A 12,647-nucleotide genomic window follows, 5' to 3' on the forward strand; every position below is an offset into this window, starting at 1 on the left:
TAAGGACGGCGTCAGCAACGAAAGCCGAAGCGGGAGAACGAGGCATCTAAAGGCGCTGCAGCAGAACGCTGCGGCGGGTTAGTCTGGGTTCTTCTTTTCAAGCAGCGGGGATGAAGAAAACTCCGCTGCTTGAAGGTCACTTTACATAAAATCTATGCGGACGCCTACCGTGTTATGCCGAGCAGAAAATGAGAAAAGCCGTCCGTCCGCGGGCGTTTTTTTGTTAAGAACAGATGGGAAAAAGCCGCTGAAACTCTCTTTCCAAAGAGAGCTCAGCGTGCAGTTCAATGTTCAACCAGCCGGCACTCGTGTATAGTGAAATTAAGTTTTTAATAATTGCGGGCATGAAGAAGGGCTTTATCGGATAGAAATATAGACATAGATGCATGGATAAGGAGGATCTTTACGTGACTTTAGTGGATGAAATAGTAAAAAAGAAAAAAGGATATACCCTGCATATAATTCAAACGGACAAATACAAAACCAACACTCTTGTGTGGAAGATGAAAGCCCCTCTTGAAAAAGAGACAGTCACCATGCGAGCTTTGCTGCCTTATGTCTTGCAGAGCGGCTCAGAGGCTTATCCCGCTTCAACCGCTTTGCGCGCTCATTTAGACGATCTGTACGGTGCGAATTTTTTTGTGGATGTGGCCAAGAAGGGCGATTATCACATCATGAGCTTTTCAGTTGAAGTGGCCAACGAACGTTTTCTAAAGGACAAAGAACCGCTGTTAAAACAAGCGATGGATTTTTTCCATGAGGTGCTGTGCAAGCCCTTGGCCAAAGACGGCTCTTTTGATGAAGCAATCGTTGCCGGTGAAAAGCGCAATTTGAAGCATCGCATTCAAGCGGTGTATGATGATAAAATGCGCTTTGCGAGCGTGCGGTTGTTAGAAGAAATGTATGATGGCGAGCCTTACGCCCTGCAGTCGAACGGTTATCTTGAAGCGGTGGACCCCATTGATCCTGCATCTTTATTCCGCTATTATGAAAAAGCTTTTGCTGAGAATGAGATGGATTTGTATATGGTTGGAGACATTGACCCTCATGAAGCAGAACAAATCGCTGACCAGCTGTTCGCCTTTAACGAGCGGCCGCAGCTGCCTTCGAGCGCAAAGCTGGCTCTTTCGCGAAAGGACAAGCCAAAGATTGTGAAGGAGGTGCAGCCGATTAATCAAGGTAAGTTGAACATCGGCTACCAAACGAACGTGGTCTACGGCGATCCGGATTATTTTGCCCTGCAAGTGTTCAACGGCATCTTTGGCGGCTTCTCTCACTCGAAGCTCTTTGCCAACGTGCGTGAAAAAGCAAGTCTGGCTTATTATGCGGCGAGCCGCGTAGAGAGCCATAAAGGATTTCTGATGGTGCTGTCGGGCATCGACAGCAAAAACTACGATCAGGCCGTTCAAATTATTGATCAACAGCTCAATGCGATGAAAAAAGGTGAAATTTCGGAAAAGGAAATACTGCAAACAAGAGCCGTCATCCGCAATCAATTGCTGGAAACGGCCGATACCGCCCGCGGATTAATTGAGCTTTTGTATCAGAATGTCGTTGCCCGCAAGCACGTCACCCTTGATGACTGGCTGGAAGCGGTTGAAAGGACGACGATTGAAGAAGTAACGGCCGTGGCAGCTCAGGTGGAAACCGACACCATTTACTTCTTGTCTGGAACGGAGGATGCATGATGGAGAAAATAGTGTTTGATCAGCTCCAAGAAGAACTTTATTATGAAAAAATGTCCAACGGGCTTGATGTGTACGTTTTGCCGAAAAAAGGGTTCAACAAAACCTACGCTACATTTACTACGAAATACGGTTCGGTTGATCATTGCTTCGTTCCTCTCGGCAAGCAGGAATTTGTCCAAGTACCCGACGGCATTGCTCACTTTTTAGAACATAAAATGTTTGAAAAGGAGGAAGGGGATGTATTTCAGCATTTCAGCCGGCAAGGTGCTTCAGCCAACGCCTTCACTTCCTTTACAAGAACGGCTTACTTATTTTCATGCACAGCCAACGTTGTTCAAAATTTGGAAACGCTGATTAACTTTGTGCAGGACCCTTACTTTACGGAAAAAACAGTAGAGAAGGAAAAAGGGATCATCGGGCAAGAAATCCGGATGTATGACGATAATCCGGATTGGCAAGTGTATTTTGGCGTCATCCAAAATATGTATCATAGGCATCCGGTGAAGATTGATATTGCCGGTACAGTTGATTCGATCGCCGAGATTACGAAGGATCATTTATTTGAGTGCTATCGCACATTTTATCATCCGAGCAACATGCTGTTGTTTGTCGTCGGTTCGGTGGATCCGGAAAAAACGATGGCGCTTGTCCGCGACAACCAGGCACAAAAGCCTTTCGAAGCTCAGCCGAGCATTCAGCGTCGCTTTGAAGCGGAACCGGAAGCGGTGAAAGAGAAGAGGCGGGTACTGAAGATGAATGTTCAGACTTCCAAATGCGAAGTGGGATTGAAAGCGATTGATACAGAATTGCAAGGGAAAGAATTGCAAAAACGGGAGCTTGCCATGAACATTCTTCTTGATATGCTGTTTAGCAAAAGCTCCGAGCTGTATTTTACGATGTATCGGGACGGATTGATTGATGACACGTTCGGTTATGATTTTACTCAGGAAAAAGGCTTTGGATTTGCGACGATCGGCGGTGATACGAGCCGTCCCGAGGAATTAGAACAGCGCATTCAATCGATATTATTGGAGGCGAAAGCAGGGAAGCACATAACCGAAAAGGCGCTGGAGCGGTCAGTTAAGAAAAAAATTGGAGCCTTTTTGCGCGCGGTGAATTCGCCTGAATATATTGCCAATCAATTCACACGCTATCAATTTAATGGCATGGACTTGTTTGATGTAGTGCCTATTTTAGAAACCATTACCTTTGAAGATATTCAAGCGGCAGCCAAGAAACTAATAGCTGCGGACCGTTTAACCGCTTTTCACATTTTGCCAAAAGAGAAATAGATTGAAGCAAAGCCAGCTCGGCGCATAAGCGTCTGTGTTTGGCTTTGGGCCATATAGAGGAGAAGTACGATCATGAAACCAAATGCACTAATAACGGGAGCCAGCGGCGGCATCGGCCGGGAAGTCGCCAAGAAGCTAGCAAAAGAAGGGTGGAATCTTTATCTCCAGTATTTTCAAGGGGAACAAGCGATCCAAGAGGTCAAAGAGCAAGTGGAGATGCTCGGAGCTGAAACGATCATAATCCAAGCCGATTTATCTTCTCCTGAAGGGGCGAGAAAGCTTCTGAATGAGCTGTTTACTGTGCAGGCAGTCGTCTTTGCTGGCGGAACGGCGCATTACGGCTTATTTCAGGATACTAAGGAGGAGGAAATCGACGAATTGTGGAATCTCCATGTGAAGATTCCCATGCTGATCATTCAGCAGCTGATCACTAAGTTGCAAAGAGAGAAATCGCCCTCCATTGTTTTTATTTCATCCATTTGGGGACAGACTGGAGCGGCATGCGAAGTGGCTTACTCTGCGGTCAAGGGGGCGCAAAATGCTCTTGTGAAAGCGCTGGGAAAGGAGCTGGCCCCCTCGCAAATAAAGGTCAATGCTGTTGCGCCAGGTGCGGTCAATACACCGATGCTTGCCCGCTTTTCGAATCAGGAAGTAAACGAGCTCGCTCGGGAAATTCCAATGGGCCGATTAGCGGAACCCTCTGAAATAGCGGAGGCTGTCAGCTTTCTCTGCTCGCCCGCCTCCTCATACATAACGGGACAGCTGCTGTCTGTAAATGGGGGATGGTATGCCTGAACTTCGTGCATAATTTCAAGAGATCGATACAAACTAAGGTTGTAACTCACTAAAGGAGGGACAACACAATGTCTGTACTTGATAATTGGCACGAATGGAAGAACTTTTTAGGAACAAAGCTTAATCAAGCAGAAGACCGGGGAATGAGCAGTGATGTAATTAATAATACCGCTTATCAGATTGGCGACTACTTAGCGAACAAAGTAGATCCTAAAAATGAACAAGAGCGTGTATTATCCGATTTGTGGTCTGTTGCTTCCGAAGAAGAGCAGCGTGCCATTGCCAGTGTGATGGTGAAATTAGTCCAAAATAACGGCACTCGTTAAAAGAGAGGGAGGGATTTCCTCTCTTTTTTCTTTTAAAAGCAGCTTAAATCATATATGATAGAACCTAGATATTATACATTTGACAAGCATGATCACTGGAGAGGCATAAGGAGTGTTTTGATGTCCAAAAAAGAGTGGTATTTAGAATATAAAATCGTCAAAAACCGCCCTGGGCTGTTAGGAGACATTTCTTCTCTGCTGGGCATGCTGTCGATCAACATTGTGACCATTAATGGAGTGGATGACGGCAGCCGCGGCTTGTTAATGCGTGCGCAAAGTGAAGATCAAATCAGAAGGCTGGAATCCATCTTGCTAACCATTGATACAATTCAAGTTATTAAGCTGCGGGAGCCTAAGCTGCGCGATCGGATGGCGGTGAGGCATGGCCGCTATATCGAGCGGGACAACGATGATAAAAAAACCTTCCGCTTTGTGCGAGATGAGCTTGGACTTCTCGTGGATTTTATGGCAGAATTGTATAAAATGGAAGGCCACAAGCTAATTGGCATTCGCGGCATGCCTCGAGTGGGAAAAACGGAATCGATAGTGGCTGCCAGTGTCTGCGCCAATAAGAGGTGGCTGTTTATGTCTTCGACGATGATAAAGCAGACCATTCGTGATCAGCTTATTCGCGGGGAATACAACCCGAACCATATTTTTATTCTGGATGGGGTTGTTTCCACCAAACGAGCGAACGAAAAACATTGGCAGCTTGTCCGGGAAATCATGCGTTTGCCGGCAGTAAAAGTGGTGGAGCATCCGGATATCTTTGTTCGAAACAGCGAGTATAAATTGGAAGATTTTGATTATATTATCGAACTTCGCCATCATCCCAATGAGGAAATTACATACGAACCTGTTGGAAGAAACAACTTTTTCCAGGATGCAAGCATCGAAGGCTTTGACTTTTAATTATGGAAGGTGTTATTGGTGACTGAACTAGGAAACCGCTTAAAAGAAGCGCGAAAAGCAAAAGGGTTGTCTTTAGCTGATGTGCAGGAAATGACCAAAATTCAAAAAAGGTATTTAACTGGCATCGAAGAAGGGAACTATGATATGATGCCAGGCAAATTTTATATCCGGGCATTCATTAAGCAATATGCGGAAGCTGTCGGGTTAAACCCGGATGAATTATTTGAGGAATATAAAAGCGAGATTCCTTCCTCTCATGAGGATCAAATTCCTCAGCGGGCTACAAATGTAGAATCAGCAAAATCCACGGTTCCCAGAGAACCTTCAAAACTCCTTGAATATTTGCCGAAAATAGTAGTGACCGCTTTTATTATTGGAGTGCTGGTGCTGTTGTGGTACTTTATTTCAAAAAGCGTTTCCGGTGATCAAGCCGTGAAGGAAGAAACGGTAGTGGAAGAATCTCAAGTTTCATCCGAAGAGGACAAACAAACAGAGGCTCCTAAAAAAGAAAAAGCGGTAAAAGAGGAAGCGCCGAAAGAGCAGCCTAAAGCGGAAGAGCAGGAGAAACAAGTGCTTAAAGCCGCAGGTGTGAGCGGTAGTAACGCGACCTATCAGCTAGAAAATGCAGAGAAATTTGAACTGACTGTTTCATCGAAAGGCTCCACTTGGGTAGGTGTAACGGATGGAAGCGGCAAGAGCCGATTTGGCGATATGATTCCATCTGGCGAGACGCAATCCTTTGACTTGACGGGACAAACGAGCGCAAAGATTCGAGTAGGAAACGCGCCGGATACGGAAATTAAAGTCAACGGCGAAACGTTGAAATATCAGATTCCTGCTGCGAATCAAGTGACGCAAAACATTATTATTCAAGTGCAACAAACTGCAGAGTAACATATTGTTTGGAGGAGGCAAACGGTTCAAGACAGCCGGCTTCCGCTGTGGAATGCTGGTTCTCTTAACCGTTTGTCTTGATCATAAGTGGAGGGACAATTGTGAATTTACCGAATAAGATTACTGTATCACGGATATTAATGATTCCCATTTTTATCATCATTATGGTGGCTGACTTCAGCTGGGGAGAGATCCGCTTCCTTGGAACGGCTATGCCAACAAACCATTTTGTAGGTGCGCTGATTTTTATCATAGCCTCGACCACTGACTGGATTGATGGCCACTTTGCGAGAAAATACAATCTTGTTACAAATCTGGGGAAGTTTTTGGACCCGCTTGCGGATAAGCTGCTGGTTTCAGCTGCGTTAATCGTTCTAGTTGAACTGGGCGCTGCTCCGTCTTGGATTGTGATTATAATCATTAGCCGTGAGTTTGCAGTAACGGGCTTGCGACTTATTCTTGCTGGTGAAGGAGAAGTAGTCGCAGCCAATATGCTGGGAAAGATAAAAACATGGACGCAGATTATTGCCGTTTCAGCGCTGCTGCTTCATAACGCACCGTTTGAGAGCCTGTCAGTTCCATTCGCTGAATATGCATTATGGGTGGCTACTTTCTTCACTATTTGGTCCGGCTGGGATTATTTTTATCTCAACCGCCGTGTTTTTAAAAATTCAAAATAAGGAAAACACCATTGGCGATCAGCCGGTGGTGTTTTTTAAAAAGCGGGGAGAACATCAAATGAATGCTGAAATCATAGCTGTAGGCTCAGAATTATTATTAGGGCAAATTACGAATACCAATGCTCAATTTCTTTCGCAGCATTTGGCCGAATTGGGAATTAATGTCCATCACCATAGTGTTGTAGGAGATAATATGGACCGTTTAATCCATGTCGTTCAAGAAGCTGAAAAACGAGCTCATCTATTAATTTTCACCGGGGGATTGGGCCCGACAAAGGATGATTTAACAAAGGAAGCGATCGCTGCTCACATCGGCAGGGAATTAGTGTACCACGAAGAGGCGCTGAGGAGCATGGAAAAGTATTTTATGAAAACGAAGCGGATCATGACGGAAAATAATAAAAAGCAAGCGCTCGTTATGAAGGGGGCAACCGTGCTGCCTAATGATCACGGCATGGCGCCGGGCATGTTTTTGCAAGCTGGGAACCATCACTATATGCTTTTGCCCGGACCGCCCAGGGAAATGCAGCCGATGTTTATTCAATACGGCAAAACAGCGCTTGCCGGTCTTCTTGAAAAAGTGGAAAAAATCGATTCGAGAGTGCTAAGGTTTTTTGGCATTGGAGAAGCTGCTTTAGAAATGGCAGTAGAGGATCTGTTAGTGAACCAAAAAAATCCGACCATCGCCCCTTTAGCGGGGGATGGGGAAGTCACTCTGCGCATCACAGCGAAGCATGAGTCTGAAGAAGAAGCGCGCCGGATGATCCAAGAAGCAGAGGATGAGATATTGCGCAGAGTAGGCCATTATTTCTATGGTTATGACAATACAACGATTGCCGCAGAACTGGCGGATCTGCTTAAAAGGAAGCACGTGACGATTGCTGCGGCGGAAAGCTTGACAGGAGGGCTTTTTCAAAGCGAGTTGGCAGCCGCACCTGGAATCAGCTCCGTATTTAAAGGCGGCGTCGTTTGTTATACAAAGGAAATCAAACAGCAGCTTGTCCGAGTCAAAGCGGCCACTATCGCTGAGCATGGAACGGTAAGTGAAGCATGTGCCATCGAGCTGGCAGAAAATATTCGTGCACTGCTGGATGCGGATATCGGCATCAGCTTTACGGGTGTGGCAGGACCGGATCCGCTTGAAGGGAAGGAGACCGGAACGGTCTGGATCGGAATAGCTCAGCGGAAGGGTTCGGCTAAAGCCTTCCGGCTCCATTTGTCTGGAAGCCGCTCGGGAATCCGCAAACGTTCTGTCAAATACGGCTGCCACTATTTGCTTCAGACACTGAACATAGAGTAGGAATATTCTAAATATTATTGACTGTTTACGGGCGCTTGCCTTATAATGAACGGCAAGAGTTACATTTCATTTCCAATATTTATATCAACACTCTTATTGAGAGCGGCGGAGGGATTAGGCCCGATGATGCCCGGCAACCTTCAAGCATTTGCTTGAAACGGTGCTAATTCCTACAGGCGATTAGCCTGGAAGATAAGAGGAGGATCATGTTATCAACCCCCTCTTCTATGATTTTAGAAGAGGGGGTTTGATCTTCCCCGGAAAAAATGATCTTTTAACAGGAGGAGTTTAGAATGCCGAAAGAGCAGTGGGGTCCAGAAACGGTATTGCTTCATGGCGGTCAAGTGCCAGATCCATTGACAGGCGCTAGAGCCGTGCCGGTTTATGAAACGACATCTTATGTATTTAAAGATACGCAGCATGCAAGCGATTTATTTGGCTTGAAACAAACGGGAAACATCTATTCTCGCATTATGAATCCGACGGTTGACGTTTTGGAGAAGCGTGTGGCATTGCTTGAAGAGGGAGCGGCGGCTGTCGCTTTTTCATCAGGGATGGCTGCGATCGCTTTTTCTATTTTGAATATTGCCCATGCCGGCGATGAAATTGTTGCAGCGGCCAACTTATATGGGGGGACCTATAATTTATTCGCTAACACGCTTCCTAAATACGGAATAGAGGTCAAGTTTGTTGATTCCACGAATCCGGAAAACTTCCGCCGGGCCATTACCTCGAAAACGAAAGCGCTTTATGGAGAAATCATTGGAAACCCTTCACTGAATGTTTTGGATGTTGAGAAAGTGGCGAATATCGCTCACGAATTTGGGGTTCCTCTTATTGTGGACAATACCTTTGCCACCCCTTACGTCTGCAAGCCGCTTGCTTGGGGAGCTGATATTGTGGTTCATTCCGCAACGAAATGGATCGGCGGCCACGGCACAGTGATTGGCGGGGTGGCCGTTGATGGCGGCACCTTTGATTGGAGCAGCGGAAGATTCCCGGGATTTACGGAACCTGATGCTTCATATCACGGCTTGAAATATGCCGAGATTGAAGGTCCGGCCTTTGCTGTCAAACTGCGCGTGCAGATGCTGAAAGATTTCGGTCCATCGATGAGTGCGCACAGTGCCTTTTTATTGCTGCAGGGCATGGAAACATTGCATCTTCGTATTCAGCGCCATCATGAGAATACAACGAAGATTATTGAATATTTACAGAATCACCCCGGCGTTGAATGGGTGTCTCATCCGAGCTTGCCCGATCATCCGTCACACAAGCTTGCTGCAAAATATTTGCAGAACAGCAGCGGTTCCATTGTCGTTTTTGGCATTAAAGGCGGACGGGAAGCGGGCAAGAAATTAATTGATCACATAACATTATGGTCACATGTGGCCAATGTGGGGGATGGAAAGTCGCTGATCATCCATCCAGCTTCTACGACACATCAGCAATTAAGTCCGGAAGAACTGGTTCAGTCCGGGGTAAGAGAAGAATTAATTCGCTTATCGGTCGGGCTGGAATCGCCAAAAGATTTGATAGCCGATTTAAACCAAGCGATCGAGAAGGCTACCGGCGCGGCAACCGAGGTGTAAACGCAGCTCTGATCATTCCCTGCCTCCCGCGGGGAATTTTTTTGCATGGCAAACGATCCCCTTCGCTTGAGAATGTGGTAAACTGAAAGAGCGGAAAGCAATCCTTCCTTTTAATCTTCTTCATTGTTGAACATGTGAATCCCCGTTCCTCTATCAATCAAAACCCGATAATAAATATAAGCGAATAAATGTTCGGTTTTCGCTTGAAATAATCTCATTAAAAAGGTATAGTAGTAATAGATTTTGAAACAGAGACTGCAAAATAACTTTATTTAATAGATTTTCATTTTTAAGGAGGAATTTTAGTGAACGATCGTCAAGCAGCATTAGATATGGCCTTAAAACAAATTGAAAAGCAATTTGGCAAAGGCTCTATTATGAAATTAGGTGAACAGACCGACCGGAAAATTTCCACCGTACCAAGCGGCTCCCTTGCTCTCGATGCTGCTTTAGGAGTGGGCGGTTATCCGCGCGGGCGGATCATTGAAATATACGGACCGGAAAGTTCGGGTAAAACAACGGTGGCTTTGCATGCCATTGCAGAAGTGCAGGCCAGCGGCGGCCAAGCGGCTTTCATCGATGCGGAACATGCTCTCGATCCAGTGTACGCTCAGAAGCTTGGCGTCAATATCGATGAATTGCTTCTTTCCCAGCCGGATACAGGGGAGCAAGCCCTTGAAATTGCGGAAGCTTTGGTGCGCAGCGGAGCGATTGATATTCTCGTGATTGACTCCGTGGCTGCTCTTGTGCCGAAAGCCGAGATTGAAGGGGAAATGGGCGATTCTCATGTCGGCTTGCAGGCGCGCTTAATGTCGCAAGCGCTTCGCAAGCTTTCAGGAGCGATTAACAAGTCCAAAACAATCGCTATTTTCATTAATCAGATTCGGGAAAAAGTCGGCATCATGTTTGGAAATCCCGAGACAACTCCGGGCGGCCGGGCGCTGAAGTTCTACAGCTCTGTCCGTTTGGAAGTCCGCCGTGCCGAGGCTCTGAAGCAGGGCAATGAAATGGTCGGAAACAAGACGAAAATTAAAGTCGTCAAGAACAAAGTGGCGCCTCCTTTCCGCGTAGCAGAAGTGGATATTATGTACGGGGAAGGAATTTCCCGGGAAGGCGAGATTATCGACTTGGCTTCAAACGAGGATATTATTCAAAAGAGCGGCGCTTGGTATTCCTACAATGATGAGCGTTTAGGCCAAGGGCGTGAAAACGCGAAGCAATTCTTAAAAGAGAATCCGGATATTCGCTATGAAATTATGATGAAAATCCGTCAGCATTACGGTCTGGATCAAGAGATGGCAGAGCCGTCAGAAGAGGATGTGCCTGAAGAGCTCAATTTATTGGAAGAATAAAGACAGAAGGAGCAGTGCTGCGGGCATTGCTCCTTCTGCTGCATAGCTGGCTATAAATGGGCGGTCTAAGATGAAACCCTTGACAATGAATTTCTGCGCCTATAAAATTAGTATGTATATTTTACATTTTTTCTCTTGAAAATGGAAGAATCAACGCTGAATATTGCAAGGTTAACACAATGTATCAGCCGACATGTTAAAAGCATGACAAAAGTTCATAGCAAGGGGAGGTGAAATCATGGAACCCATTACAATCATCTCCATTTTGCTTGGCCTAATCGTCGGTGTCGTTGTTGGCTATTTTGTTAGGAAGTCCATTGCTGAGTCGAAGATTGCCGGAGCGAAAAGCGCGGCGGAACAAATTATAGATGACGCCAAGCGTGAAGCGGAAGCGCTTAAGAAAGAAGCTCTGCTTGAAGCAAAGGATGAAATTCATAAACTTCGTACAGAAACTGAGTTAGAACTTCGTGAACGAAGAAACGAATTGCAAAAACAAGAGAATCGTTTGCTACAGAAAGAAGAGAACCTTGATCGGAAAGATGAAGTGCTCGATAAACGCGAGTCTCAGCTGGAAAGAAAAGAGGAAGCTCTTACTGAGAGACAACAACATATTGAAGAGATGGACAGCAAAGTGGAAGAGATGGTGAAGGCGCAGCAATCTGAGTTGGAACGAATTTCAAGTCTTACGCGTGAGGAAGCACGCGCTATTATTATAGAGCGTGTGGAGAAGGAATTGGCGCATGATATCGCCGTCATGACAAAAGAGCAAGAAAGCCGTGCGAAAGAAGAAGCTGATAAAAAAGCGAAAAACATTCTCTCACTGGCGATTCAGCGCTGTGCGGCAGACCATGTAGCGGAAACGACTGTTTCAGTCGTTAACTTGCCAAATGACGAGATGAAGGGCCGGATCATCGGCCGCGAGGGACGGAACATCCGCACACTGGAAACACTTACAGGTATTGATTTAATTATTGATGATACACCAGAGGCGGTCATTCTTTCTGGATTTGACCCAATTCGTCGCGAGACAGCCAGAATTGCGCTTGAGAAGCTTGTCCAAGATGGACGCATTCATCCGGCACGCATTGAAGAAATGGTGGATAAAGCAAGAAGAGAAGTGGATGAATACATCCGTGAAGTGGGCGAACAAACGACATTTGAAGTCGGTGTTCACGGTCTCCACCCTGATTTGATTAAGATTCTTGGACGATTGAAATTCCGTACAAGCTATGGTCAGAATGTATTAAAGCATTCGATGGAAGTAGCCTATCTTACAGGGTTGCTTGCAGCTGAGCTTGGTGAAGATGAAACGCTCGCTCGCCGCGCCGGACTTCTCCATGATATCGGAAAAGCGATTGATCATGAAGTGGAAGGCAGTCATGTCGAAATCGGCGTAGAATTGGCAACGAAGTATAAAGAGCATCCAGTCGTGATTAACAGTATTGCATCGCATCATGGCGATACGGAGCCAACTTCAATTATTGCGGTTCTTGTAGCAGCGGCTGACGCCTTGTCTGCAGCCAGACCAGGCGCGCGCAGCGAGACGCTTGAAAATTATATTCGCCGCCTTGAAAAGCTTGAAGAAATTTCCGAGTCGTATGATGGCGTGGAAAAATCATTTGCGATTCAGGCTGGACGTGAAATTCGGATCATGGTAAGACCTGAACAGATTGATGATCTTCAAGCTCATCGGCTGGCGCGGGATATCCGCAAGCGTATTGAAGGGGAACTGGATTACCCAGGCCATATTAAAGTGACAGTTATAAGAGAAACGCGAGCTGTGGAATATGCGAAGTAAAGCGGTGTGATCGTTCAC

The 12,647-nt window shown here is 46.1% G+C and carries 11 protein-coding genes and 1 riboswitch; all 11 genes read left to right on the forward strand.

The features are described 5' to 3' along the window. Positions 1–407 precede the first annotated feature (407 nt). Positions 408–1,688, forward strand: coding sequence for an EF-P 5-aminopentanol modification-associated protein YfmF (yfmF, locus tag CEF20_RS06100; protein ID WP_100330970.1), 1,281 nt, complete (start codon positions 408–410; stop codon positions 1,686–1,688). Further along, on the forward strand, positions 1,688–2,980 hold the full coding sequence (gene yfmH / locus CEF20_RS06105) for an EF-P 5-aminopentanol modification-associated protein YfmH (RefSeq protein WP_100330971.1): 1,293 nt from the start codon (positions 1,688–1,690) through the stop codon (positions 2,978–2,980). The genes yfmF and yfmH overlap by 1 nt, the downstream gene beginning before the upstream one ends. Before the next feature lie 72 nt (positions 2,981–3,052). Beyond that, positions 3,053–3,775 carry an elongation factor P 5-aminopentanone reductase gene (gene ymfI / locus CEF20_RS06110; protein ID WP_100330972.1) on the forward strand — a complete coding sequence of 241 codons (723 nt, stop codon included), beginning with the start codon at positions 3,053–3,055 and terminating at the stop codon, positions 3,773–3,775. A gap of 68 nt (positions 3,776–3,843) precedes the next feature. Then, positions 3,844–4,101, forward strand: a complete 258-nt coding sequence (locus CEF20_RS06115) for a DUF3243 domain-containing protein (protein WP_100330973.1) — start codon at positions 3,844–3,846, stop codon at positions 4,099–4,101. A gap of 120 nt (positions 4,102–4,221) precedes the next feature. Continuing rightward, a complete protein-coding gene (locus tag CEF20_RS06120; RefSeq protein WP_100330974.1) occupies positions 4,222–5,013 on the forward strand; it encodes a DUF3388 domain-containing protein in 792 nt (263 codons plus the stop codon). Between the two features lie 18 nt (positions 5,014–5,031). Then, entirely contained in the window at positions 5,032–5,907 is an 876-nt protein-coding gene (locus CEF20_RS06125) for a helix-turn-helix domain-containing protein (protein WP_100332014.1), read from the forward strand. A 101-nt stretch (positions 5,908–6,008) separates the two neighbouring features. Beyond that, positions 6,009–6,587, forward strand: coding sequence for a CDP-diacylglycerol--glycerol-3-phosphate 3-phosphatidyltransferase (gene pgsA / locus CEF20_RS06130; RefSeq protein WP_100330975.1), 579 nt, complete (start codon positions 6,009–6,011; stop codon positions 6,585–6,587). 58 nt (positions 6,588–6,645) lie between these two features. Beyond that, positions 6,646–7,887 (forward strand): competence/damage-inducible protein A, encoded by a 1,242-nt coding sequence (locus tag CEF20_RS06135; RefSeq protein WP_100332015.1) that lies wholly within the window; start codon positions 6,646–6,648, stop codon positions 7,885–7,887. A gap of 90 nt (positions 7,888–7,977) precedes the next feature. Further along, positions 7,978–8,086: riboswitch (SAM riboswitch) on the forward strand. A 94-nt stretch (positions 8,087–8,180) separates the two neighbouring features. Continuing rightward, a complete protein-coding gene (locus CEF20_RS06140) occupies positions 8,181–9,479 on the forward strand; it encodes an O-acetylhomoserine aminocarboxypropyltransferase/cysteine synthase family protein (protein WP_100330976.1) in 1,299 nt (432 codons plus the stop codon). Positions 9,480–9,784: 305 nt separating this feature from the next. Then, on the forward strand, positions 9,785–10,831 hold the full coding sequence (gene recA / locus CEF20_RS06145) for a recombinase RecA (protein ID WP_100330977.1): 1,047 nt from the start codon (positions 9,785–9,787) through the stop codon (positions 10,829–10,831). Between the two features lie 238 nt (positions 10,832–11,069). Next, positions 11,070–12,629 (forward strand): ribonuclease Y, encoded by a 1,560-nt coding sequence (rny, locus tag CEF20_RS06150; protein WP_100330978.1) that lies wholly within the window; start codon positions 11,070–11,072, stop codon positions 12,627–12,629. Positions 12,630–12,647 lie beyond the last annotated feature (18 nt).

Origin of the sequence: Bacillus xiapuensis (assembly GCF_002797355.1) — a bacterium.
Classification (GTDB): domain Bacteria; phylum Bacillota; class Bacilli; order Bacillales; family Domibacillaceae; genus Bacillus_CE; species Bacillus_CE xiapuensis.

Coding starts and splice junctions, on each gene's coding strand:
- yfmH (WP_100330971.1), top strand. CDS start 1,688: ATGGAGAAAATAGTGTTTGATCAGCTCCAAGAAGAACTTTATTATGAA.
- ymfI (WP_100330972.1), top strand. CDS start 3,053: ATGAAACCAAATGCACTAATAACGGGAGCCAGCGGCGGCATCGGCCGG.
- CEF20_RS06115 (WP_100330973.1), top strand. CDS start 3,844: ATGTCTGTACTTGATAATTGGCACGAATGGAAGAACTTTTTAGGAACA.
- CEF20_RS06120 (WP_100330974.1), top strand. CDS start 4,222: ATGTCCAAAAAAGAGTGGTATTTAGAATATAAAATCGTCAAAAACCGC.
- CEF20_RS06135 (WP_100332015.1), top strand. CDS start 6,646: ATGAATGCTGAAATCATAGCTGTAGGCTCAGAATTATTATTAGGGCAA.
- CEF20_RS06140 (WP_100330976.1), top strand. CDS start 8,181: ATGCCGAAAGAGCAGTGGGGTCCAGAAACGGTATTGCTTCATGGCGGT.
- rny (WP_100330978.1), top strand. CDS start 11,070: ATGGAACCCATTACAATCATCTCCATTTTGCTTGGCCTAATCGTCGGT.